Consider the following 24,451-nt stretch of genomic DNA (forward strand, 5'->3'; position numbering starts at 1 on the left):
GGCCCGGCCCGGCCCGGGCACGGCCTGCGGTCCGCAGCCCTGCCTCAGGCGTATGTGCCGCCTCACGCGTACGTCCCGCCTCACGCGTACGTCCGGACGAACTGCGCCACACCGACGCGACGTTCCCGCATCACCGCCAGGCCCCCGGCGACCGCACCGAGCAGTGCCCACGCCAGGATCCCGAGCAGCGGCCCCCCGACCGACCCGCCGGTGACCGCGGCGCGCACCGCATCCAGCACCGGACTCAGGGCCAGCAGAGGTCGTACGGTGTCGAAGAAGGCGGGCACCGCGGAGGTGACGCCGGCGGCGAGGGTGAGCACGGCCATCAACAGCGCGATCGCCCGGCCGACGTTGCCGCCCCAGGCCACCAGCGCGTGGTGGACCAGGGCGAACATCACGCCGCCGAGCACCAGCACGCCGAGCACCGCCGCGGCCCGGCCGAAGGACAGCCCGGTCCCTGCCCGGGCGGTCACCGCCTGGAAGGCGAGGGCGATCCCGACCGCTTGGACGACGGCGATGCCGACGCCGGGCCCGACGGTGCGGGCGAGCAGCCACGGGGTGGAGCGGGTCGAGCCGAGCAGCCGTGTCGGGACGGCCCGGCGCAGCACGTACGTCGCCAGGGTGCCGAACCACAGCGCGATGACGGCGATCAGCGCGCCGGCGGCCAGCACCGGGGTCGCCGACACGACGCTGCCGTCGGTGGCGACCGGGGAGGCCACGACGGCGGCGAGGTTCTGGCGTTCGGCGTCGGTGTAGGTGGGGATGGCGCTCACGTTGTCGCTCACCCCGCGGGCCAGCTGGTCGGTGCCGGCGGCGAGCTGGGCGGCGCCGTCGGCGAGCCGGCCCATCCCGTCGGCGAGCTGGCGGCCACCGTCGGCCGACTGGGCGATACCGGAGGACAGCGGGACCATGCCGGCGGCCAGCTGCTGGGTGCCGTCCGCCAGTTGCGCGGCGCCGGAGGACAGCCGGGTGGCGCCGGCGGCGGACGCGGCGGCCCCGTCGGCGAGTTGCTTGCCGCCGGTGGCCAGTTGGCCGGCGCCGTCGACCAGCGCCGGGCCGTTGGCCTTCAGCTGGGCGAGGCCGCCGGACAGCTGGGCGGCCCCGTCGTTGAGCTGGTGCACACCCGTTTGCAGCTGGGCGACCTGGCCGGGCAGGTCGGTGAGGGCGGCCATGATCAGGTCGATCTGGGCCGGGTCGAGACCCGGCAGGGTGCCGCCGTTGGCGCGGACCAGCTCCTGGAAGCTCGTCGCGGCGGTGTCGGCGGCCTTCGCCGCGGTGACGACGCTGTAGCCGGTCCTCGGGTCCTTGGTGGTGAGCAGGGCGAGGGCCCGGTCGGCCCCCTGCTTGACACCCGCCTTCCAGCCGTCACAGGCCGCCTGGCCCTGGGCGGCGATGTCGGCCGGGCAGGTCACCGCACCGGAGGAGAGCGCGGTCAGGTCGCTGACCGTGGTGTCGAGGCCCTTCACCACGGCGCCGGTGCCGGCGCTGAGCCGGTCGGCGGTGCCCTGCATGTCCTTGAGCGCGGCGGTGATCTGGTCGAGCACCGGGCGCAACCGGTCGATCACCTTCTGGATCTGGGCGAGCTGCTCGGGGCTGGGCAGGGCGGAGTCGAGCCCGCTGCTGAGCTGGTCGATCCCGGCGCTGATCTGCGCGGCGCCGTCGGCGGCCGTCCCGACCCCGTCGGTGTACTGCTTCACCCCCGCGGCGTACGTGGACGCCCCGCCGGAGAGCTGGTCGGCGCCGGCGGAGAGCTGCCCGAGCCCGCCGGAGAGCTGGGCCATGCCGTCGGAGACCTGTCGGGAGCCCGCGGCGAGCTGGGCGGTCTGGGCCGGCAGCTGCGCGGTGCCGGCCTTCAGCTGGGCCAGGCCGTCGGCGAGCTGGACCGACCCGGAGTGGGCCGAGCCGACCCCGCCGGACAGCTGGGCGGCGCCGTCGGCCAGGTCGGAGGTGCCGGACGCGAGCTGACGCATGCCGTCGGCGGACCGGTTGAAGCCCAGGTACACCTGGTCCAGGTAGCCCTGGGTCAGCGTGCTGTTCAGGCTGCGGGCGGCGGCATCGGCGAGCTGGCGGGCGATCTCGGCGTCGGCGACCCCGGTGATCGAGGAGGTGGTGACGTCGATCCTGGCCTGGTGGGCGTCCTTCGCCGCCCCGCCGTACGAGGTGGCGGCCGCGGAGAAGTCCTCCGGGATGACCACCCGGGCGACGTAGCGCCCGGAGGCGAGCCCGGCGGCGGCGTCGCTGTCGTCGCTGAGCACCCAGGTGTAGCCGGTGCCCTGTGCCGGGCCCTTGACCAGCGCGGCGGACAGCTGACGGCCCATCGGGGCCAGCTGGCCCTGGATGGTCACCGGCACGTCGTGGTTGACGATCGCGGCCCGTACGGTCGGCCGGCGGCTCTCGGCGCTGGCGGTCACCCAGCCCAGCGAGCCGACGATCAGCAGCGGCACCAGCACCAGACCGAGCACGACGCCCCAGCGTCGGACGGCGCCGGCCCCGGCGCGGGACCGGCCGGCGGAGTTCGTGGTCATCGGTGGTCTCCTGTCTGGAGGACGGAGTCGGAGGATCCGGCCGGCGGCCGGTGGTCCGCGGTGCCGGCGGGGACGTTCCCGTCCGGCGGGGCGGCAGCCGGCCCGCCCGCGCCCAGCGGGACCGTGTCGGGCCCGCCCGCGCCCAGCGGGACAGTGCCGCCGACTGCGCCTGATGGGACGGTGCCGCCCGCTGCGCCCAAGGGGGCGGTGTCGAGCCCGCCGACGGCCATGCCGTCGAGGTCGGCCGCGGGGGCGGCGGTGTCCGGCGGCGGTGCGGTCGGCCCGCCCCGGTCCGGGGCGGCGGGCCCGCTGTCCGCCGCCACGTACGGCCGGGCCATCACCCGGGGCGTGCCGAACGGCAGCAGCGGCTCCAGGCCGCGCTCGTCCAGGGCGCCGATCACCACGGTGGCGGGGCTGTGCCGCACCAGGGTGGACAGCAGCGCGCGGGTGCGGGCGTCGGCGGCCATGTCGGCGTCGTCGATGACGATCACGTGCTCGGCGTCGGTCGGGCGGGCGATCAGCCGGGAGAGGTCGACGGCCGGGTCAGGGCTGCGCCACAGGTCGACGTACGCCACCCGGCGGCGGACCCGGCCGGCCTGCTCCAGCAGCCGGCCGGCGACCCGGGCGCGGCCCTCGGCCACCGGCAGCCGGCCGGACAGCGCCAGCAGCAGTGCCGTACGGTCGGTCGGTTCACCGGTCACCAGCAGCCGGTCGCCGGGCTGCAGGCGCAGGTCGACGGGGTGGTGCAGCTTGCGGTCGGCGTCACCGGCGACCAGCGCCTCGGCGGTCAGCACGGTCGGTTCGCCGGGGCCGGGCCAGTGCCGCAGCGCGAGTTCGCGGGCCAGATCGGACCCCTCGACGTCGAGCATCGGCAGCCGGACGTCCAGCCAGTGCGGCAGCCACCAGGCCTTGTCGCCGAGCAGGGCCATCACGGCCGGGACGAGCGTCATCCGGACCAGGAACGCGTCGATCGCCACCCCGACGGTCAGCGCGAAGGCGATCGGCTGCAGCGAGCCGCGGTCGGACTCGGGGACGAAGAAGGCGAAGACCGACACCATGATCACCGCGGCCGCCACGACCACGATCGAGGAGCCGACGAAACCGGTGTGCACGGCGGCCCGCGCCGGCCGGCCGTGGACGTGCTCCTCCCGCATCCGCGAGACGAGGAACACCTCGTAGTCCATCGACAGGCCGAAGAGGATGCCCATCGTGATGATCGGCAGGAAGGAGATCAGCGGCCCGGGCACCTCGACGTTGACCAGCCGGGCGCCGAAGCCGTCGGTGAAGACGAGCGTGGTGAGGCCGAAGCAGGCCAGGACCGACAGCAGGTAGCCGATGGTGGCCTTGATCGGCACCACCAGCGAGCGGAACACCATGGTGAGCAGCACCATGGAGAGCCCGACCACGAAGATGCCGAACGGGAGCAGCGCCGCGCCGAGCCGCTGCGACACGTCGATCGCCACCGCGGTGTAGCCGGTCACCGCGGTCTCGGTGCCGTAGCGGGCCTGCCAGCCGGGTGCCGCCGCCCGGATCCGCTGCACCAGCAGTTCGGTGGCGGGGTCGTCGGGGGCGGTGGTGGGGAAGATCTGCACGATGCCGGTGTCCGCGGTCCGGTTCGGGGTGGCGATTGGCACCACCGCGACGCCGGGCATCGCCTCGATGTCCTTCTTCAGGCCGTCCATCACCCCGAGCGGGTCGGTCGAGCCGACGATCTGCGCGGTGACCACCAGCGGGCCGTTGTAGCCGGGCCCGAAGTGCTCCCGGATCAGGTCGTACGCCTCGCGGGCGGGGGTGCCGGCCCGGGCCTGACCGGCGTTGGGCAGGGCGAGGTGCATGTCGCGCACCGGCACCGCGAGCGCGCCGAGGACGAGCACCACGGCGATGATGGTGAGCGCCGGGCGGCGGGTGACGGTGCGCACCCACCAGCCCGCCGAGCCACCGCCGCGGCCCTCGGCGACCGCCTGCATCCGCCGCCGGGCAACCTCGTACGGGTCGTCGGTGGAGGTGTCGTCGGACGCCCGGTGCCGCGCCCGGTGCCGGGCGGTGAGCCGGCGTGGCCTGGGCCGCATCCGCTCCCCGGCGAGCCCGGCCAGGGCGGGGACCAGGGTGAGGGCGATCGCGACGGTGATGGCGATCGCCATCGCGGCGGCGACGCCCATGGTGGTGAGGAACGGGATCCCGGCCACGCCCAGACCGATCAGCGCGATGAACACCGTCAGGCCGGCGAAGACGACCGCGGACCCGCTGGTCGCGACGGCGCGGGCGGCGGATTCCTCGGTGGCGAGCCCCTGGCCGAGCTGTTCGCGGTGCCGCGACAGGATGAACAGGGCGTAGTCGATGCCGACCGCCAGCCCCAGCATCAGGGCCAGCATCGGGGTGGTGGAGTTCATCCGGGTCAGGCCGGTGGAGGCCATGATCAGCGCCATCGAGATGCCGACGCCGATCACCGCGGTGAGCAGCGGCATGCCGGCGGCGATCAGCGACCCCATCGTCAGCACCAGCACCACCAGGGCGACGCCCAGGCCGAGGAGCTCGACGACGCCGAGGCTGGGAATGGTGGCGTTGAACGCCTCACCGCCGAGCCGCACCGTGGAGCCGGGCGGCAGCTGGGTCTGCAGCCGGTCGGCGGTGGCGAGCAGGGTGTCCTTCTGCTGGGTGGTGAAATCCGTCATCGGGACGGTCAGCATAATCGAGGACAGCCCGGCCCTGCGGTCGGAGCTGATCATCCCGTGCATCATCTCGAAGTACGGCGACTGGGACTGGCGGACGAAGTCGAGCCTGCCGATCTCGTCGGTCGTCCGTTCGATCGCCGCCCGGACGTCGGGGTCGTCCAGAGAATGGCCCGGCCCGGTGACGACAATCATCGTGGCCGAGGCGCCGGACATCTCCGGGAAGGTCATCCCCAGCTGGTCGAGGGCCTGCTGGGACTGGGTGCCGGGCAGGGTGAACGAGTCGTCGAACCGGTCCATCATCAGCAGAGCCGCGCCGCCGGTGACCGCCAGCACCAGCAGCCAGCCGATCAGGACGCGCCCGCCGTGGCGGAAGCACCACCGGCCGATGGAATACAGGACCGACGACATCGCGACTCCCCAGCAGCTTGCCGCGTCGGAGGGATCCGCACCGGCGCGCTCGAGACACCAGTGTATCCATCGGATACGGGAGCCCTCCCCAGAGTCGCGTACGTCTCCACGACGCGGGCCGGAGGCGCGTACGACCCCCTGCGACGCAGCCCGGGAGGTGCGTACGACCCTGCGACGCGGCCCCGCGCCACCGCGCCGGTAGATCGCGCACGCCCTACAGCGCAGCCCTGCGCCACGGCCCCGACCGGCCCGGTGAACGTCGGCAGCGGGCCGATCCGGAGCGACTATCCTGCTCGCGACACCCCCAGCGAGGAGCACCATGTCCGACATCCCGATCTCACCCCGCCGCGCCGAGACCCGGCAGCGGCTGCTGGAGGGGGCCGTCGGCGTGTTCGCCGATCGCGGGGTGCTGGCGGCGAGTGTGGAGGAGATCTGCGACCGGGCGGGCTTCACCCGCGGCGCCTTCTACTCGAATTACGCCTCGAAGAACGATCTCGTCCTGGCCCTGCTGGCCCAGGACCGCGCGCGTCAGGAGGCGATGGTGGCCGGCGTCGCCGGCTCCGACCTGGTCAGCCAGCCGGTGACCACGTCCCAGGAGCTCAGCACCCTGGTCGAGAGCGCGGTGCGCCGGTTCGCATCACTGCAGCGCCTGGACCGGGACTGGGTGATGGCGTCGGCCGAACTGCACCTCTACGCGGCGCGGGAGCCGGAGATCCGCGAGGCGTACCTCGCCCACCAACGCGCCACCCGTGCGTCGCTGCTGCGCGGGGCGCTGACCATCGCCGGGATGTGCGGCTGGGAGTTCAGTGTCCCGGAGGACTCGGTGCTGCAGATCCTCGAGAACATGTACGACGGGGCGGTCCTCCAGGCCCTGCTGCTCCACCCCGACCTGGGCGACGAGGAACGGGTCCAGGCCTGCCTCGGCCCCTTCATCCACGTGATGGCGAGCATCGTACGACCCGTCGGCGCGCCGCCGGCCTGAGCGGACGTAGCCTGAGCCCATGACACCCGTACGCCGCACCGCCACCCGGATCACCGAGCCGCTCTGCTACCACGCCGAGGGCCCGGTGTGGTCGGCCGCGTGGGGCGGCCTGCGCTGGGTGGACATGCTCGCCGGTGACCTGCTCACCCTGCGCACCGACGGCACCGTCGACCGACTGCACGTCGGGACCGGCCCCTGGGTCGACGCCGCGGCCGGCACCACGCTGGGCCGGGAGTGGAAGCCGATCGCCGCGTTCTGCCGGCCCCGGGCCGAGGGCGGCTACGTGGTCGGCCTGGAACGCGGCTACGGCCTGGCCGACGAGGTCGACGCCGCACCCGAGCGGGTCGTCGCGCTGTGGGACGACCCCAACCTGCGGATGAACGAGGGCGGCACCGACCCGTGGGGTCGCCTGTACGCCGGCGGGATGGCCTACGACCGGACGCCGGAGGCCTCGGCGCTCTACCGGATCGGCCCCGACGGCACGGTCCGAGTGGTCACCGACGAGGTGACCACCTCCAACGGCATCGCCTTCACCACCGACCGGTCCCGGGCCTACTACAACGACACCGGCCTGAAGCGCACCGACGTCTTCGCGGTGGTCGACGACGAACTGGACGGGCGCCGACCATTCCACGACGCGCCGATCCTCACCCACGGGGAGCGGGCCGGCTCACCGGCCAGCCCCGACGGCCTGTGCGTGGACACCGCCGGCAACGTCTGGATCGCGATGAACCGGTCCGGTGAGGTGCACCAGGTCTCCCCGGAGGGTGAGCTGCTCACGGTGGTCGAACTGCCGGTGCAGCTGGTCACCGCCTGCACCCTGGGCGGGGACGACCTGCGCACGCTGTACGTCACCACCTCGCGGGAGAACCTCACCGACCCCGAGCCGGAGGCGGGCGCGATCTTCGCGCTGCCGGTGGAGGTGCCCGGGGCGCCGGTCACCCCGTACGCCGGTTGAGGTTCCCGGGGCGCCGGTCACCCCGTACGCCGGTTGAGGGCACGCGGCTCGAGCCCTTCCGAAGATCAGCGGTGCGCCGCGGACAGCAACGGAACGATCGCGCAGGAGCCGTTCGGGGACCCCCTCCGGGGCCGGGAGTCAGGCCGGCAGGCAGGACGTGGGACGTGATCGTCACGCCGCCGATGCGGCTGCTTCTGCCAGCCGCCGCCGTTTCAGCGATCTGCTGCCCGCCGGCAGGCCGCAGCTGACTGAAAGCGCGGCGGCTGGCAGACACCCGCGCGTCTGCGGGGAGGCGTTCCCCGTTGGCGGCCAGGCCATCACCTTCACCAGACACCCGCGCGTCTGCGGGGGAGGCAGGCCCCGCGCCACCCCTGCCTGTTGCTCGAGGCGCACGTTCGTCCCGCATTCTCCTGAGCGTTACCTGAGAGACACCGGGACTCACTATTTCTTGGCGTATGCATCAACCCAACGCATGAGCGAAACGCATAGGTGAGAGAGCCCACTGCTTCCCCGAACGCACCTCAGGCCGCTGCCCCGGGAGACACCTCAGGCCGTCGGCGCGCCCGCATAGCCGTACGGGTTCTGCTCCTGCCAGTGCCAGTGGTCGCGGCACATCTCGTCCAGGTCGCGGGTCGCGGCCCAGCCGAGGTCGGCCAGGGCCGACGACGGATCGGCGTACGACACGGCGACGTCACCGGGACGGCGGGCGACGATCTCGTACGGGATCGGCCGGCCGCTGGCCCGCTCGAACGCGGCGCGGACCTCGAGCACGGAGTAGCCGCGGCCGGTGCCGAGGTTCCACCGGTGCAGACCGCCACGCTCGGCCAGGTACTCGACCGCCGCGACGTGGCCCTCACCGAGGTCCATCACATGGATGTAGTCGCGCACCCCGGTGCCGTCCGGGGTCGGGTAGTCGTCGCCGAAGACCATCAGCTTCTCCCGGCGCCCGACGGCGACCTGGGCGACGAACGGCATCAGGTTGTTCGGGATGCCGTTCGGGTCCTCACCGATCCGGCCCGACGGGTGCGCGCCCACCGGGTTGAAATAGCGCAGCAGTGCGACGTTCCACCGCGGGTCGGCGGCCGCGACGTCGGAGAGGATGTCCTCGACCTGCTCCTTCGTCCGCCCGTACGGGTTGACGGCGTCGAGGTCCAGCTTCTCGGTCAGCGGCATCTCGTCCACCTCGCCGTAGACGGTGGCCGAGGAGGAGAACACGATCGTGCGGCAGTCGACCGCCTCCATCGCGCGCAGCAGGCTGATCGTGCCGGCGACGTTGTTCTCGTAGTACGTCAGCGGGATCTGGGCCGACTCCCCGACGGCCTTCATCCCGGCGAAGTGGATCACCGCGTCGGGCCGGACCTGCTCCATCACCCGGTCGATCGCCGCGCGGTCGCGGATGTCGGCCTCCACCAACGGCACGTCGTGCCCGCTCAACTCGGCCACCCGCTGCAGCGCGACGGGCGAGGAGTTGGAGAGGTTGTCGACGACGGTCACGTCGTGGCCCGCCTCCTGGAGCAGCAGCACGGTGTGGGAGCCGATGTAGCCGGCACCACCGGTGACGAGGATCTTCATGGCCCCCACCGTACTGGGCCGCCCCACCCCCGCGACGCGCGGGTTTGCCCGGCCCACCCGTCGGCCGCCGACCTCAGCGGACCGGCTCAGCCGACGCCGCCGGACCCGGCGAGCACCGCCGGCCCCTCCGGCCTCAGTGTCCCCTCCGGCCTCAGTGTCCCCACCGCCTCGAAGTGTCCCCGCCGATCTCAGTGGGCCCGCTTCCGCGTCCCCACGACCAGCGCCGCCGCGCCCGAGACGACCGCGATGAGGCCGAACATCCACCCCAACGGGATCAGCGCGAACGGTTCGTGCAGCAGCCCGTCCGCGTCCACCCAGCCCGGGTTGGTGGCCAGTCCGATCAGGCACCCCGCCACGCCGAGCACCGAGACGGCGAACACGCCCAGCAGGAACGCCAGCCGCCGCCGGCGGCGCAGCAGTGCGGCCAGCGCACGCAGTGGAGCGGCCTCGGCCGAGGGGTCGGCCGATACCCCGACCCGGGTCTGCAGGTCGGCCAGTTCGCGGCTGCACGCGTCACAGCTGAGCAGATGCTCGTCGACCATGTCGCGGGTCCGGTCGGTGCACACCTTGTCGTAGTACAGCGGCAGCAGATCGTGGATCACATCGCACGACAGGTTCATTCCAGTTCCTTCCTCAGGTGCAGCTTCGCGCGGTGATAGGTGACCCTCGCCCAGCTCTCGGTCCGGCCGAAGATGCTGGCGATCTCGGCGAACGGAAGCTCCCCCAGCGCACGCAGGGAGAACACCTCCTTGTACGGCTCGCCGAGCTCGTGGAGGGCGCGATGGACCTGTCTGGCCGACTCCCGATCGGCCAGCCGGCCGACCACATCCGGGTCCGCCACGGGGGTGTCCGGGTCGGCGTCGGTGAACCGCCCCGACCGCCGCCTCTCGGAGAGGAAGACGTTCCGGGCGATCCGGCACAGCCAGGTCGGCATCGAACAGTCGCCGCGGAACCCGTCCAGGCCCTTCACCGCGCGCAGGAACGTCTCCTGGGTCACGTCCTCGGCCTCGTGGACACTCGCCCCGAGCGTGCGGACGTAGGCGTACACCTGACGGCTGTATGCCGTGTAGTCGGCCTCCATGTCAGCCACTCCATCACCTCGCATTCACCGGTATGACGCGCCACCCCGACATTCGTTACAGGTCGCGGCGCCGCTCGTGACAAACCCGCTCCTCGTGACCGCCCCGGCTCCGGCCGTGACGGGCCCGGCTCCGCTCGCGACCGGCCCGGCTCCGGCCGTGACCGGCCTCGGTCCCGGTCAGGGCGTACGCCGTCGACTTCCCGCGGTCCTTGTGATGTTCCCGCTGCCACCGGGGTATCCGCGGGAACTCAGAAACATCCGCGGATCGGCCGGCGTGCCGCTCAGACCCCGGCGGCACTCAGACCCCGGCGGCACTCAGATCCCGGTGCCGCTCAGATCCCGGTGCCGCTCAGACCCAGCAGCGCTCAGACCCCGGTGCCACTCAGACCCCAGCGGCACTCAGACCCCGGTGGCGCCCCGGCCGGGCACCGACCAGCGGGGCGGTTGGCTGTAGCCGAGGGACCGGGACGGGGGCCGGCCCAGCCGCTGACGGAACTCGTCCACCAGGTAGAGCGCGGCGCCGACGGCGATCGGGTGCTCACGGACACTGGCCGGCACCAGGAACGTCCGTGAGTCGGTGTCGAGGAAGTCGAGTTGCTCGACCTTGCGACGCAGGTCGTCCAGTTGCGCGCCGCTGTGCGCGCCGACGTCGCCGCCGAGGACGATGGTGCAGCCGAACATCACCCGGATGTTGTTGACGGCGATCGCCAGGTCCGTCGTGTAGCGGTCCCACACGGGCGCCAGCACCGGATCGCCGGCGGCCAGCCCGGCGAAGAAGTCCTCGACCGAGCCGTCGGTGTGCGCGGACAGCACGGTCGAGTTGCAGTACGGGTCGAGGCAGCCGTCCCGGCCGCAGTAGCAGCGCAGCCCGTCGTCGTGGATCCGCATGTGGCCGATCTCGCCGGCCAGTTCGCCGTCGCCGCGGTACATCGCGTTCTTGATCAGCACCGAGCCACCGACGCTGTGCGACAGGCTGATGTAGAAGGCGTTGTCGACCGTCGTCTTGTCCCAGAACTCCGCGAACCCGGCGGCCTCCGAGTCGTGGACCAGCCGCGTCTCGTACGGGATGTGGGCGGCGAAGTCAGCGGCGCTGAGCCCCTGGTTGTCGATCACCCGGCCGTACGTCACCCGACCGGTGGTCCCGCTGATCAGGCCGGGCACCGCGACCCCGACCCCGAGGATGAGGTCACGGTCGACACCGGTCTGCGCGATCGTCGCCGCCACCTCGCCCCCGACGAAGGCGAAGTAGTCCTCGGAGCGCTCGAACACGCGGCGCGTACGCCGCGTGCCGAGCACCCGTCCCTCGAGATTCACCACCAGGCAGCGGACCCGGTCGCGGGTCACGTCCACCCCGACCGCGAAGCGGCCGTCCGCCACGCAGGTGTAGGCGATCGGGCTGCGCCCGCCGTGGTCGCCCGACGACAGCTTCGCGCCCTCCTCGAGGAGCCCGGCCTCGAGAAAGTAGCTGAGGTACTTCGCGACGGTCGGCAGGCTGATCCCCAGACCGTCGGCGATGTCCTTCTTCGTCGCCAGCCCGCGCTCGCGGACGAACTCGTAGACCGCCTGCCGGGTCCTCCGCCGGGTGCTGTCGGGCGCACCAGCCATCGCCTTGTCTCCGCTCCCTCGTCCGTGGACCTCCCCCGGGCCCAACGTTAGGGGGATCAGCTGCGGGAGTTGTACAGATTCCGCGACGCGTCGATCAGCACGGCCACGAAGATCATCAGGCCGCCGGCCAGGGTGATCAGGGTCGACTGGATGCCGAGCACCGCCAGGCCCACCTGGATGACGGTGAGCAGCAGGGTGCCGGCGAGGACGCCGATCATGTTGCCCCGGCCGCCGGTCAGGCTGACGCCGCCGATGACCGCGGCGGCGATCACCTGCATCTCGTACGTGGTGCCGAAGGAGGACGTCACCGCGCCCATGTAACCCGACAGCAGCCAGCCGGCCAGGCCGGACAGCAGGCCGGACACGACGTACGCCCCGATCTTGACCCGGTCGACGTCGATGCCGGCGATGTAGGCGCCGCGCGGGTTGCCGCCGACGGCGAACAGGCCGCGGCCGAAGCGGGTCCGCTCCCAGATGATGTAGAACACCGCGAACACGACGATCAGCACGATCGGCAGGGCCGGGAAGGCACCGATCCGGCCCTGGCTGACGAACTTGTACGAGGCGGGCAGGGAGGTGATGCTCTTGCCGCTGGTGATGGCCAGCAGCGCGCCCTGCAGCACCATGTTCATCGCCAGGGTGGCGATCAGTGCGTTGGCCCGCAACTTCGTGACGATCAGGCCGTTGACCAGGCCGACGAGCGAGCCGACGACCAGGATCAGCAGGATCGCCAGCGGCACCGGCAGGCCGGCCTTCATCGCCATCACCCCGAGCAGGGCGGAGAAGCCCGCGGTGCCGACGGTGGCGAGGTTGATGTCGCCGAGCAGGATCACCATCGAGATGGAGATGGCGAGGATGCCGAGCACGGTCGCCTGGACCAGGATGTTGGACAGGATGCCGAACGAGTAGAACGACGGCTTGAAGATGCCCATGATGACGATGGCGAGGACCAGCAGGATCCACACCGCCTGGTCCATGGAGAAGTCGAGCACCTTGCGGGCGATCGAGCCGACCGCACGGCCCGCCGGCGCGCTCGCCGGTGCCGTCGTGTCGGTCGGCCCGGTGGTGGATGTCGTCGACATGATCTATGCCGCCTCCTTCGCGCGATCGCGGATCGCCGTCAATTGGTCGATGGTGACGCCCTTGTTCTCCAGCACCGACGCGACCCGGCCCTCGTCGAAGAAGACCAGGCGGTCGGCGACGCGGAGGAGCTCCTCGTAGTCGTTGGTGAGGTAGATGGTGCTCATCCCGGCGCGGGTGAGCTCGAGCACCGTGGAGATGATCTCCTCGCGGCTCTTGATGTCGATGCCGACGGTCGGCTCGTCGAGGATGAGGAGCCGGGGGTCGGTGCTCAGCAGCCGGCTGACGATGACCTTCTGCTGGTTGCCGCCGGACAGGCTGGTGATGTCGTCCTCGACAGAGCTGCAGCGGATCTTCAGCGCCTTGCGGTAGTCGTCGGCCACCGACCGGCGCAGCGCCAGGTCGAGGAACCCGCCGGCCCGGCGCAGCTTGCCGGCGTAGCTGCTGATGCCGATGTTCTCCTCGACGTCGAAGGTCGGCATGATGCCCTCGCGGTGCCGGTCGTACGAGATGTACGCGATGCCGTGCCGGATGGCCTCGGCGGGGCTGGTCAGCCGTAGCTGTTGCCCGCCGACGAGGATCGTGCCTGCGGTGAGCTTCTCGATCCCGAACAGGGTCCGGCAGAACTCCCGGGCCCCCGAGCCGGGGAACCCGATCACCCCGAGGATCTCGCCGCGGCGGACGGACAGCGAGACGCCCCGCAGGTCCTTGCTCCGCAGCTCCTCGGCCCGGAGGAACTCGGCGTCCTCCGGCGGGGCCTCGTCGGGCCGGCGGCGCGACAGCTCGACCTCCTCGCCGGCGACCAGGCCGGCCAGGTGCGCCTCGGAGACGTCCTCGAGGTCGTCGACCGGGTACATCCGCCCGTCGCGCAGCACCGAGATCGAGTCGGACAGCTCGAGCACCTCGCCCAGGTAGTGGGAGATGAAGATGAAGGCGGTGCCCCTCGCCCTCAGGTCGCGGACGAACTCGAACAGCTCGGCCCGCTCGCGGTTGGTCAGCGCGGTGGTGGGCTCATCGAGGATGATCAGCTTCGCGCCGCTGTGCATGGCGCGGATGATGTTCAGCTTGCGGGCGTCGATCGAGCTGAGCTCGCGGACCGGGGTGCGTGGGTCGACCTCGAGGCCGTACGCCGCGAGCTCCTCGGCGGCGTCGTGGTTGATCCTCGTCCAGTCGACCAGGCCCCGGCGGGTCGGCAGGACGCCGGTGAAGATGTTCTCGGCGACGGTGAGGTCGGGGAACGAGTTCTCGTGCTGGGGGACCAGCCGGATGCCGAGCTCCTGGCGGGCGAAGATGTTCAGCGGGCGCAGGTCGCGGCCCTCGAACAGGACCTCACCGGTGGTGGGCGGGTAGATGCCGGCGATGATGTTCACCAGGGTCGACTTGCCCGCGCCGTTGCGGCCGAGCAGGGAGTGGATCTCGCCGGGGTGGATGACGAGGTCCGCGTCCGACAGTGCGCGGGTGGCCCCGAACACCTTCGAGACTCCGCGGACCTGCAGCAGTACGTCAGTCATGGGTCGCTCCGGCCGCCGGGTGCCGGCCGCCACGGCGACGGCCGGCACCCGATCGGGTCACTTGCTCGCGTTGCCCCAGATCAGGGGGTTGTCCGCAGAGGAGGCGTCGACCACCACGGGGTCGAGCATGACGGTCGGGCCGGACTCGCCCTGGGTGAAGGTGACCTCCTTGTTGAGGTACTGGCCCTTGGGGGTGAAGGTGCCCGAGGTCGGCACAGCCTGTCCCTGCATCGGGTACGCGTGCAGGATCTCGGCGGCGATGCCCCCGACACCGAAGACGTCGATGGCGACCTCGCGGTCGACGTAGCCGTCCTTGACCAGCTTGAGGATGTCACCGAGGCCGTCGTGGGAAATGATCATCACGTGGCCCTCGGTGCCCTCCTTCTGCCACAGGTTGTTCGTCCGGAGCGACTCGATGACGCCGAGGGTGGCGGTGTCGGTCGGCGTGTTGACCAGGTCGATCGTCCGGCCGGCGGCCTTCTGGTCGGCGATCACGTTGTTGAGGGCGCTGGTGGCCTTGTCGGCCTGCGGGGCACCGAGCACGGAGATCAGCTTGATGTCGGGGTACTTCTTGATCACGCTCTCGAAGCCCTCGGCACGGTCCTTGAACACCTGGGAGACGACCTCGCCGTAGAGGTCGACGACGACACCCTTGGGCTGGCCGTACTTCTTGGTCAGCATCTCGACGGCCTGCTCACCTGCCAGTTGGCCCGACTTCTTGGAGTCGAAGAGGACCGAGACGTCCACCTGGGAGTTGTTGGCCTTGTTGTCGACCACGGCGACCGGGATCTTGGCATCCTTGGCCCGGGTCAGCACGTCGGTGACCGAGTCACTGTCGTACGGGTTGACGACGATGGCGGCCGGCTTGATGTTCTGGACGAGGTTGTTGAGCTGGTCGTTCTGCTTGGCCGCGTCCGCCTCGGCGACGACGACCTTGCCGGTGTAGCCGAGCAGCTTGGCGGCGTCGGTGACGCCCTGCGCCATCGCGACGTGCACCTGCTCGGTGGAGTTCTTCGTGGAGTACCAGATCTCACCCTGGGACCCGCCGGCCGAGCCGCCGGTGGAGGGTGACGCGCTGTTGGCGCCGGTGGAACATGCCGTGAGGGACAGTGCCACGGCGACGAGGGCGGCGGCGACGCCGATTTTCTTCATGGGGATTCGCTCTCTCTTGCAGCGGAAAGGACGGGTGAAGACGGGTGAAACAGGTGTGAAGACGGGTGAAACAGAAAGACGTGGAACGGAAGAGACGTGCTCGTGGGCGACGCCCTCGTGGAGGAGGACGTGCTCGTGGAAGGCGTGCTCGTGGCGGGACCCGGCCCTACCCGGTGGTCCGGGGGATGGTCCGGGGTGGTCGACCGACCGTGCGTTGGGTGGGAGGGGCGGGATCGTCCGGTGACGTCCCGGCCCGGGCGTACGTCGCCGAGCAGCGTACGTCTTGCGGGTCATGCCGAGGCCCTGTGCCCGCGGTGCCCGACGAGAGTGCCGGGCGGAGCGGTCCAGGCGGAGCGGTCCAGGCGGAGCGGTTCCGGACGGTACCGATCTCCGACGGTGCGGATCCCGGACCGTACGGACCTCAGACCGTACGGGATCCCGGACGTGGAGGGCTCAGACGGTGACGAAGCAGCCGTCGATGATCAGGTCGGCGCCGGAGGTGTAGGTCGAGGCGTCCGACAGCAGATAGATGACCGCGCCGGCGAGCTCGTCCGGGTTGCCCATCCGCTTGAACGGGATCATTTCGGTCCAGATCTCGCGCCAGTCCTGGCGGACGTTGCCGGTCATCTCCGTGTTGATGTAGCCCGGGCTGATCGAGTTGACCCGGATGCCGAGCGGGGCCCACTCCACGGCGAGCGACTTCGTCAGGTGCATGACGCCGGCCTTGGAGGAGTTGTACGAGGCCTGCCCCTGCGGAATGTTGACGATCGTGGCGGACATCGACGCGGTGTTGACGATGTTGCCGCGCTTGCCCTGCGCGACGAGGTAGCGGGCGAACGCCTGCGCGACGAAGAAGATGCCGTTCAGGTTGACGTTCACCACGGTGGTGAAGTCCGCCGGTGTGCAGTCCAGCGCCGGCTTGTGCAGGCAGATGCCCGCGTTGTTGAACAACAGGTCCAGTGTGCCCATCTCGGCGGCCGCCTGCTCGATGGCCTGCGCCACCCCGTCCGGATCGGTGACGTCACACTGCACCGCCATGGCCCGTACGCCGTGCTCGGCGGCGATCTGCGCGGCGACCTCGCCGGCGTCCGCCATGTCGAGGATCACGACGTCCGACCCCTGTGCGGCGAGCCGGTGCGACACCACCTTGCCGATGCCCTGGCGACCACCGGTCACGACCGTGACCTTGCCCGCCAGTGAGAAGCGATCCGAGTCCATACCCACTCCCAACCTTCGCACCCTTGCGACCTGGAACCGGCCACTTCGTTGTGACCTGAGAGTTCAAGAAAGGCGTTTCGTAAAATGAGTTTAAGATCTCTCGATGACGGCTGTCAAGAGATCTGCGGGAGGTCCTACGGGGTTGCCGGGCGGCAGGCGGCAGGCGGCAGGCGGCAGCATGATCGTGCCCGGCAGCGTCCACGCGGCTCGGGCAGCGTCCACGCGGCTCGGGACGTACACCGACGGGTTCCCGCGGTCCTTGTGACGTTCCCGCTGCCACCGGGGTATCCGCGGGAACTCAGAAACGTCCGCGGATCGGCCACCAGGCCCGTGAGTCGCCCACATATCGGCCACCAGGTCCGTGAGTCGCGCACATATCGGCCACCGACCCATGGGTCACCCACCCATCGGCCGCCCACCGGTAAGGTCGCCACGGTCTTGCACCGCCCCACCCGGCATCGGCGCCCGGTGGACCGCCACGGCCTCGGGCTGACCGCGACCGGTGCGCTCAGAGCACGGGCAGAGCGTCGCTCAGACCAGGTGCAGGGCGGGGTCACCCAGGTCGTACGTCCGCACCGGCCCGGGCCCGGTCCCGGCGGTCTCGAACCGTACGGTCACCCGGCCCAGCCCGGTGCCCCAGATCCAGCCCGGACCCATCTCGTCGTGCACGACGTCGGCGCCGGGCAGCCAGCGCGGGATCCGCCGCTCGAGCGTCTCGGTGGCGTCGCCCTCCGGCACCCCGCTCCCGGCTGAGCCCGCTGCGCCACTTCCGGTCCGGTCCCCTGCCCCGCTCCCGCTCCCGGTCCGGTCCCCTGCCCCGCTCCCGGCCACGTCGACCGCCGCCCTGCCCTGCCCCTCCGCACCGCCGGGGACGATCTCCTCGTGGTCCTCCCGGGCCTCGAACAACCGGTCCTGCGCGACGGTGGTGAGCCCTGAGACGCCGACGCCGAGCAGGCGTACGCCCTGGTCGAGGGCCAGGCCGGCGAGCAGGTCGGTCGCCTCGGTGGCGACCACCTCGGCACTGTCGGTGGCGCCCTCCAGGGTGCGGGAGCGGGTCCAGGTGGTGAAGTCGTGCAGCCGGACCTTGAGCGTCACCGTCCGGGCGAAGACCCCGGTCGCCTTCATCCGCTGGGCCACCAGACGGGCGTCGCGGACGATCCGGGCGACCATCTCGTCGCGGCCGGCGAGGTCGGTCTCGAAGGTGTCCTCCACCGAGATCGACTTGCGGTCCCGGTCAGGAGAGACCTCGCGGTCGTCGCGGGCGAAGGCGAGGGCGTGCAGCGCGGTGCCGTGCGCCCGGCCGAGTTCGCGGACCAGTTCGTGTTCGGAGCGGCGCTGCAGGTCGGCGACCGTCGCCACGCCGAGGCGGGACAGCCGGTCGAAGGTGGCCGGCCCGACCCCGGGGATCACCCGTACCGACAGCGGGGCGATCGTCTCGATCTCGGTGCCCGGCACGACGAGGTGGATGCCGTCGGGCTTGTCGAGTTCGGAGGCGAGCTTGGCGATGAACTTCGAGCTGCCCAGGCCGACCGAACAGGTCAGTCCGCCGGTCCGCTCGGCGACCTCGGCCTTGGCCCGGACGGCGACCGCGCGGATGCCCTCGTCGGACAGGTCGAGCGGCTCGCGGGCGGCGGCGAGGTCGACGAACGCCTCGTCGAGCGACAGCGGTTCGACCAGCGGGGAGAGGTCCTCGAGGATGGCCATCACGATCCTGCTGGCCGTCCGGTAGGCGCCGAACCGGCCGGCCAGGAAGGCGGCGTTCGGGCACAGTCGCCGCGCCTCGTGCATCGGCATCGCCGAGTGCACCCCGTACGTCCGGGCCTCGTACGAGGCGGTGGCGACCACGCCGCGCTGGCCGAGGCCGCCGACGATGACCGGCTTGCCGCGCAGGGACGGCTTGTCGCGCTGCTCGACCGAGGCGAAGAAGGCGTCGAGATCGAGGTGCATGATCGAGGCCTGCCGCCGCACTCCACACCTCCGTCCCGTCGCTCGCCACCCATCATGACCGCCACCCATCATGACTGCCACGCGGAAACCTCGTCGAGGAGCCGCGCGCGAGCCGCCCACCGGTACCGCCGACTCCCGGGCCACTGTCGACACCGCCGACTCCCGGGCCGCCCGTCGACACCGCCGGCTCCCGGGCCGCCCGTCGACACTGCCCGATGGCAGGGCCGGCTGTCGGTGCTGCCGACTATCGTGGTGCCCCGGCCACCGGGGCTGGTGAGAGCGACACCGAGAGGGACCCCATGTCACGTACGTCCAGGAAGGCCGGCGGTCGGCGCCAGCAGGGATCCGGACAGCGTAGCGCCCGCCGTGCCCAGCAGCCCCCGGCGCCGGCCGGCGGTGATCGTACGCCCACGACCGAGGGACGCCCTGCCGAGCGCGACGTGGGCGCCAACGTGCTCGCCGATCACCCGATGCTGGCGACGATGCCGCACTGCGGCTCCTGCGGCGGTTCGATCCGCTGGATGCTGCCCGCCGAGCTGAAGGACATCGACCGCGAGGCGTTCCGGAAGGTGACCGCCGGACTCGCCCCGGAGGTGGTCGAGCGCTCCGACGTGTGGTGGTGCCCGACCTGCGGGGCGGTCGGGATCGAGGACGACCCGTACGCGACGGACGTCCGCACCGACGAGGAGGATCTCGCCGCGGTCGATCTCGACGACCGTTGCACCGACTGCCGCACCGAGGTCGAGTGGTACGACCCGGCCCACGTGGCGACGATCGACAAGGACGTCTACATGCTGGCCAAGCGCGCCTTCGGGGCCGCCGATCTGCTCGGCGGCGACGCCGCGGTCTGCCCCGGCTGCGGCCGGATCACGTTCTTCCCCGCCCAGGACATCGACGGCTGATCACCACGTCCGTGATGTCCCCGGCAGGACTGACCGGGGCAACCGGCCGGTGCAGACGAAGCGACCGGGGCAGACGCCGAGGGCCCGGTGGGTCTGCGCCTGCCTGGGCGGGTCCCGCTCAGGCGAGCTCGCCGCCGTTGCGCGCCAGGTACTCCTCGGCCGACAGCAGCGCTCCCTCGGCGGAGACCTCGACGGTGAACAGCCAGCCGGCGCCGTACGGGTCCTCGTTGAGCAGGGCCGGGTCGTCGAGCACCGCCTGGTTCACCTCGACGACGGTCCCGGCGGCCGGCGCGTACAGGTCGGCGACGCTCTTGGTCGACTCGATCTCGCCGCAGGCGTCACCGGCGGCCAGCACGGTGCCCAGCTCGGGCAGTTCGAGATGGACGACGTCACCGAGCGCCTCGACGGCGATCGCGGAGATGCCGACCCGGGCGGGGGTGGCGGCCGTGTCGAGCCACTCGTGGTCCGCGGAGTAGCGGAGGCCGGCCTTGACTGTGCTCATCGGGATGCTCCTGTGCTGGTGGGTTGCTGCTGGTCCTGCGATGGGTTCCGGCCTACTGCTGCCGCCGATAGAACGGTAGTGCGACGACCTCGAAGGGCTCGGGGCGACCGCGCAGATCGACGTCGAGGCGGGTGCCGGGCGCGCTGAGCCCGACCGGGACGTACGCCAGGGCGATCGGGTGGCCGAGTGTCGGGCTGGGCTGGCCCGAGGTCACCTCGCCCACCGCGACGCCGTCCTTGAGCACCGGGTAGTGGCTCCGGGCCGCCCGGCGGCCGAGGCCGCGCAGGCCGACCAGTCGCCGCCCCGTCGTGGTGCCGACGCCGGCGTCCTGCTGCCGCTGCAGCACGGCGCGGCCGACGAAGTCGCCCTCCTTGGCCAGCGCGACGACGCCGCCGAGACCCGCCTCGTACGGCGAGACCTCCCGGGAGAGTTCGTTGCCGTAGAGGGGCATGCCCGCCTCGAGCCGCAGCGAGTCGCGGCAGGCGAGCCCGCAGGGCACCAGCCCGGCGCCCTGTCCGACCCCCTCGAGTGCGGCCCACAGCGCCGGTGCAGCTGCGGTGGGGACGAAGAGCTCGAAGCCGTCCTCGCCGGTGTAGCCGGTGCGGGCGACCAGCGCCGATGTCCCGGCGACGGTGGCCCGCAGGCAGGCGTAGTGCTTCAGCGGGCCGACCCGTCCGGCGTCCTCGGCGGACAGCAGCGCGAGCAGGATCGAGGCGGCCCGCGGGCCCTGGACGGCAATCAGGGCGGTCTGTGCGGAGGCGTCGTGGACGGTGACATCGAAGCCGGCGGCCCGCTCGCCCAGCGCCGTGACGACGGTGGCGGTGTTGCTCGCATTGGGCACCACCAGGTAGTCGTCCTCGGCGAGCCGGTAGACGATCAGGTCATCGAGGATGCCGCCGTCCGCGGCGCAGATCAGCGAGTACTTCGCCCTGCCGACCGCGATGGCCGAGAGCCGCCCGACCAGGGCGTGGTCGAGGAACGTACCGGCGCCCGGGCCGGCGACCCGGACCTCGCCCATGTGGGAGAGGTCGAACAGGCCGGCCGCCTCGCGGACGGCACGGTGCTCGGCGAGTTCGGAGCCGTACCGGAGCGGCATCTGCCAGCCGCCGAAGTCGGTGAAGTGGGCGCCGAGACGCTCGTGCACGGCATGCAGAGCGGTGCGGTGCTGAGCCATGGATCCTCCGATGGGCGGACGGGTCGGGTCGGACCCGAGGGGGACGGAACGGGGCGGAATGGGCCGGGACAGGGGACGGGTCTGAGCGGGACGGGACGAGCCGGGACAGGGGGACGGGGCGGGGCGGCCCATCAGTCCTGGAAGGCTTCGACGGGCGGGCAGGCGCAGACCAGGTGGCGGTCGCCCGCGGCCTGGTCGATCCGCCCGACGGGGGCGAAGTACTTGTCCTGGCGCGACGTACGCCCCGGGAAGGCGGCCTGCTCGCGACTGTACGGGCGGTCCCACTCGGAGCTGACGACCGCCGCCGCGGTGTGCGGCGCGCGGCGCAGCGGCGAGTCGGCGACGGCGATCTCGCCGGCGGCGACCCGGTCGATCTCGGCGCGGATCGTGATCATCGCGTCGACGAAGCGCTCCAGCTCGCCGAGGTCCTCCGACTCGGTCGGCTCGACCATCAGCGTCCCGGGCACCGGGAACGCGAGGGTCGGCGCGTGGAAGCCGAAGTCGATCAGCCGCTTGGCGACGTCCTCGGCGGTGACCCGGGTCCGGGCGGTGAGCTCGCGCAGGTCGAGGATGCACTCGTGCGCGACGAGGCCGCCCTGACCGGTGTAGAGGACCGGGAAGTACGGGTCGAGCCGCTTGGCGAGGTGGTTCGCCGCGAGCAGCGCCGACATTGTCGCCGCGGTCAGGCCCGCACCGCCCATCAGCCGCAGGTACGCCCAGGAGATCGGCAGCACACCGGCCGAGCCGTAACGGGAGGCCGACACCGGCAGACCGTGGTCCAGGTCCGCACCGGACCAGTGCGCGGCGTCGGCCGGCAGGAACGGCGCCAGGTGCTCGCGGACGCCGATCGGGCCCACCCCCGGACCGCCGCCGCCGTGCGGGATGCAGAAGGTCTTGTGCAGGTTCAGGTGGGAGACGTCGCCGCCGAACCGGCCCGGCCGGGCGAGGCCGACCAGAGCGTTGAGGTTCGCCCCGTCGACGTAGACCTGGCCGCCGGCGGCGTGCACCGCGTCGCACACGTCGCGGACGTCGGCGTCGTAGACGCCGTACGTCGACGGGTAGGTGATCATGATCGCGGCGAGTCGATCCCGGTGGGCCTCGAGCTTCGCGGTCAGGTCGGCCCCGTCGATCGCGCCGTCGTCGGCGGTGGCGACGACCACGACCTTCATCCCGGCGAGCACCGCGGAGGCGGCGTTCGTGCCGTGCGCGGAGGCGGGGATGAGGCACACGTCGCGCCGGCCCTCGCCGCGCGAGGCGTGGTAGCCGCGGATCGCCAGCAGCCCGGCGAGCTCACCCTGGGAGCCGGCATTGGGCTGGAGGGAGACCCGGTCGTAGCCGCTGATCGTCGCCAGGCTCTGCTCGAGGTCGGCGATCAGGGTGCGCCAGCCCTCGGTCTGGGCATCCGGGGCGTACGGGTGGATCCCGGCGAACTCGGGCCAGCTGATCGGCTCCATCTCGACCGCCGCGGTCAGTTTCATCGTGCACGAGCCGAGCGGGATCATCGTCCGGTCCAGTGCCAGGTCCCGGTCGGCGAGCCGCCGCAGGTAGCGCATCAGCTGGGTCTCCGAGCGGTACGAGTGGAAGACCGGGTGCTGCAGGTAGGGACTGGTCCGCCGGACCGCCGGGTCGAGGGCGAACACCCCGTCGTACGAGCCGTCCGGCGCCGCGCTGGCACCGATGGAGCCGACGGCGACCGGCCTGTCCTGGACCGAGGCGTCCGGGACCGAGGCGTCCGGGGGCAGGCCGTCCGAGGTCGAGCTGTCCGGGGGCAGGGCGTCCAGAACCGGGCTGTCCGGGGCCGGGCGCCGGGCGCCGAAGACGCCGGCGACGATGTCGATGATCTCCGCGGTGGTCGTCTCGTCGCAGGAGATGCCGACGGTGTCGGGGTCGACCGGCCGCAGGTTGATTCCCGCGGCCTCCGCGGCGGCGACGTACGTGGCCGCCCGGCCGGGCACCCGGACCGTGAGCGTGTCGAAGAAGCTGCGGTGCACGACCTCGACGCCGGCGGCGGCAAGGGCCGCGGCCAGCGTCACGGCGTGGCCGTGGGTGCGCTCGGCGATCGCGCGCAGGCCCTCGGGGCCGTGATGGACCGCGTACATCGCGGCGACGACGGCGAGCAGTGCCTGGGCGGTGCAGATGTTGGAGGTCGCCCTCTCCCGGCGGATGTGCTGCTCGCGGGTCTGCAGCGCGAGACGGTACGCGGGCCGCCCGGCGTCGTCGACGGACACCCCGACGAGCCGGCCCGGCAGCTGGCGTTCCAGCCCCTTGCGCACGGCCATGAACGCGGCGTGCGGACCGCCGTAGAACAACGGCACGCCGAAGCGCTGCGCGCTGCCGACAGCGATGTCGGCGCCCTGCTCACCGGGGGAGGTGATCAGCGTGAGGGCCAGCAGGTCCGTGGCGACGGTGACCATCGCCCCGCGCTCCTGGGCCGCGGCGATCAGCCCGGTGGCATCGGTGACCCGGCCGGAGGCGCCCGGGAGCTGGAGGACCAGGCCGTTGATCGGGCCCGCCGGCAGCCCCTGGGTCAGGTCCGCGACCTCGATCCGGAAGCCGAGCGCGTGGGCGCGGCCGCGGACGACGGCGAGCGACTGCGGGAACAGCTCCGCGTCGAGGACCGTACGTCCCCCGGCCGCCTGCTTGTCCTTGTTGGCCCGACGCATCAGCAGCACCGCCTCCATCACCGCGGTCGCCTCGTCGAGCAGGGACGCGTTGGCGATCTCGAGGCCGGTGAGGTCCTCGACCACGGTCTGGAAGTTCAGCAGGGCCTCCAGCCGGCCCTGGGAGATCTCCGGCTGGTACGGCGTGTAGGAGGTGTACCAGCCGGGGTCCTCGACCACGTTGCGGCGGATCACGGCGGGGGTGACGGTGTCGTAGTAGCCCTGCCCGATCATCTGCACCCTCGGCTTGTTCAGCGCAGCGAGGCGGCGCAGCTCGGCGAGCACCTCGGACTCGCTGTGGGCCGGGCCGAGGGCCAGCGGAGTCTCCTGCTTGATGCTGTCGGGGATCGCCGCCACGGCCAACGCGTCGAGACTGTCACACCCGATGGTGTCGAGCATGCGGGAGATGTCCTCGTCCCGGCGGACACCGATGTGCCGGTCGACGAAGGTCGCTGACTGGGCAAGGTTCATGAGGGATTCCGGAGGCAGGCCGGCCGGGCCG

General features: G+C 72.0%; 17 protein-coding genes. 3 read left to right on the top strand and 14 right to left on the bottom strand.

Annotated features, from left to right (window positions below):
- Positions 1-80 precede the first annotated feature (80 nt).
- Both VB059_RS00255 and VB059_RS00260 read right to left on the bottom strand, forming a co-directional pair.
- Positions 81-2,525 (bottom strand): YhgE/Pip domain-containing protein, encoded by a 2,445-nt coding sequence (locus tag VB059_RS00255; protein WP_323420010.1) that lies wholly within the window; start codon positions 2,523-2,525, stop codon positions 81-83.
- Positions 2,522-5,605: an MMPL family transporter gene (locus VB059_RS00260; RefSeq protein ID WP_323420011.1), complete on the bottom strand. Its 3,084-nt coding sequence runs from the start codon at positions 5,603-5,605 to the stop codon at positions 2,522-2,524. The genes VB059_RS00255 and VB059_RS00260 overlap by 4 nt, the downstream gene beginning before the upstream one ends.
- Positions 5,606-5,924: 319 nt before the next feature.
- Between VB059_RS00260 and VB059_RS00265 the strand changes: the two genes are divergently transcribed.
- Both VB059_RS00265 and VB059_RS00270 read left to right on the top strand, forming a co-directional pair.
- Positions 5,925-6,587: a TetR/AcrR family transcriptional regulator gene (locus VB059_RS00265; protein WP_323420012.1), complete on the top strand. Its 663-nt coding sequence runs from the start codon at positions 5,925-5,927 to the stop codon at positions 6,585-6,587.
- A 19-nt stretch (positions 6,588-6,606) separates the two neighbouring features.
- A complete protein-coding gene (locus VB059_RS00270; RefSeq protein ID WP_323420013.1) occupies positions 6,607-7,545 on the top strand; it encodes an SMP-30/gluconolactonase/LRE family protein in 939 nt (312 codons plus the stop codon).
- Between the two features lie 546 nt (positions 7,546-8,091).
- Here the strand turns inward: VB059_RS00270 and galE are convergent.
- From galE to VB059_RS00315, 9 genes are all read right to left on the bottom strand, one after another.
- Positions 8,092-9,117 (bottom strand): UDP-glucose 4-epimerase GalE, encoded by a 1,026-nt coding sequence (gene galE / locus VB059_RS00275; RefSeq protein WP_323420014.1) that lies wholly within the window; start codon positions 9,115-9,117, stop codon positions 8,092-8,094.
- Positions 9,118-9,305: 188 nt separating this feature from the next.
- Positions 9,306-9,737, bottom strand: coding sequence for a DUF3955 domain-containing protein (locus tag VB059_RS00280; RefSeq protein WP_323420015.1), 432 nt, complete (start codon positions 9,735-9,737; stop codon positions 9,306-9,308).
- Positions 9,734-10,198, bottom strand: a complete 465-nt coding sequence (locus tag VB059_RS00285) for an RNA polymerase sigma factor (protein WP_323420170.1) — start codon at positions 10,196-10,198, stop codon at positions 9,734-9,736. Before VB059_RS00285 ends, VB059_RS00280 begins: the two co-directional genes overlap by 4 nt.
- Before the next feature lie 399 nt (positions 10,199-10,597).
- Positions 10,598-11,803: an ROK family transcriptional regulator gene (locus tag VB059_RS00290; RefSeq protein WP_323420016.1), complete on the bottom strand. Its 1,206-nt coding sequence runs from the start codon at positions 11,801-11,803 to the stop codon at positions 10,598-10,600.
- 56 nt (positions 11,804-11,859) lie between these two features.
- Positions 11,860-12,885: an ABC transporter permease gene (locus VB059_RS00295; RefSeq protein WP_323420017.1), complete on the bottom strand. Its 1,026-nt coding sequence runs from the start codon at positions 12,883-12,885 to the stop codon at positions 11,860-11,862.
- A gap of 3 nt (positions 12,886-12,888) precedes the next feature.
- Complete coding sequence (locus VB059_RS00300; RefSeq protein ID WP_323420018.1) at positions 12,889-14,394, bottom strand: sugar ABC transporter ATP-binding protein; 1,506 nt, start codon at positions 14,392-14,394, stop codon at positions 12,889-12,891.
- Positions 14,395-14,451: 57 nt separating this feature from the next.
- Positions 14,452-15,546, bottom strand: coding sequence for a sugar ABC transporter substrate-binding protein (locus VB059_RS00305; protein ID WP_323420019.1), 1,095 nt, complete (start codon positions 15,544-15,546; stop codon positions 14,452-14,454).
- A 453-nt stretch (positions 15,547-15,999) separates the two neighbouring features.
- The gene (locus tag VB059_RS00310) at positions 16,000-16,764 is read right to left on the bottom strand and encodes an SDR family oxidoreductase (protein WP_323420020.1); all 765 of its coding nucleotides are present in this window, start codon (positions 16,762-16,764) and stop codon (positions 16,000-16,002) included.
- Between the two features lie 531 nt (positions 16,765-17,295).
- Positions 17,296-18,732 carry a DNA polymerase IV gene (locus VB059_RS00315; protein ID WP_323420021.1) on the bottom strand — a complete coding sequence of 479 codons (1,437 nt, stop codon included), beginning with the start codon at positions 18,730-18,732 and terminating at the stop codon, positions 17,296-17,298.
- Positions 18,733-19,010: 278 nt separating this feature from the next.
- Between VB059_RS00315 and VB059_RS00320 the strand changes: the two genes are divergently transcribed.
- The gene (locus VB059_RS00320) at positions 19,011-19,613 is read left to right on the top strand and encodes a hypothetical protein (protein WP_323420022.1); all 603 of its coding nucleotides are present in this window, start codon (positions 19,011-19,013) and stop codon (positions 19,611-19,613) included.
- A gap of 118 nt (positions 19,614-19,731) precedes the next feature.
- Here the strand turns inward: VB059_RS00320 and gcvH are convergent, their stop codons facing one another.
- From gcvH to VB059_RS00335, 3 genes are all read right to left on the bottom strand, one after another.
- A complete protein-coding gene (gcvH, locus tag VB059_RS00325; protein ID WP_323420023.1) occupies positions 19,732-20,115 on the bottom strand; it encodes a glycine cleavage system protein GcvH in 384 nt (127 codons plus the stop codon).
- Positions 20,116-20,167: 52 nt separating this feature from the next.
- A complete protein-coding gene (gene gcvT, locus VB059_RS00330; protein ID WP_323420024.1) occupies positions 20,168-21,289 on the bottom strand; it encodes a glycine cleavage system aminomethyltransferase GcvT in 1,122 nt (373 codons plus the stop codon).
- Between the two features lie 131 nt (positions 21,290-21,420).
- Positions 21,421-24,420, bottom strand: a complete 3,000-nt coding sequence (locus VB059_RS00335) for a glycine dehydrogenase (aminomethyl-transferring) (RefSeq protein ID WP_323420025.1) — start codon at positions 24,418-24,420, stop codon at positions 21,421-21,423.
- Positions 24,421-24,451: the final 31 nt, after the last annotated feature.

This window comes from Raineyella sp. (assembly GCF_034933565.1).
Lineage (GTDB): Bacteria > Actinomycetota > Actinomycetes > Propionibacteriales > Propionibacteriaceae > Raineyella.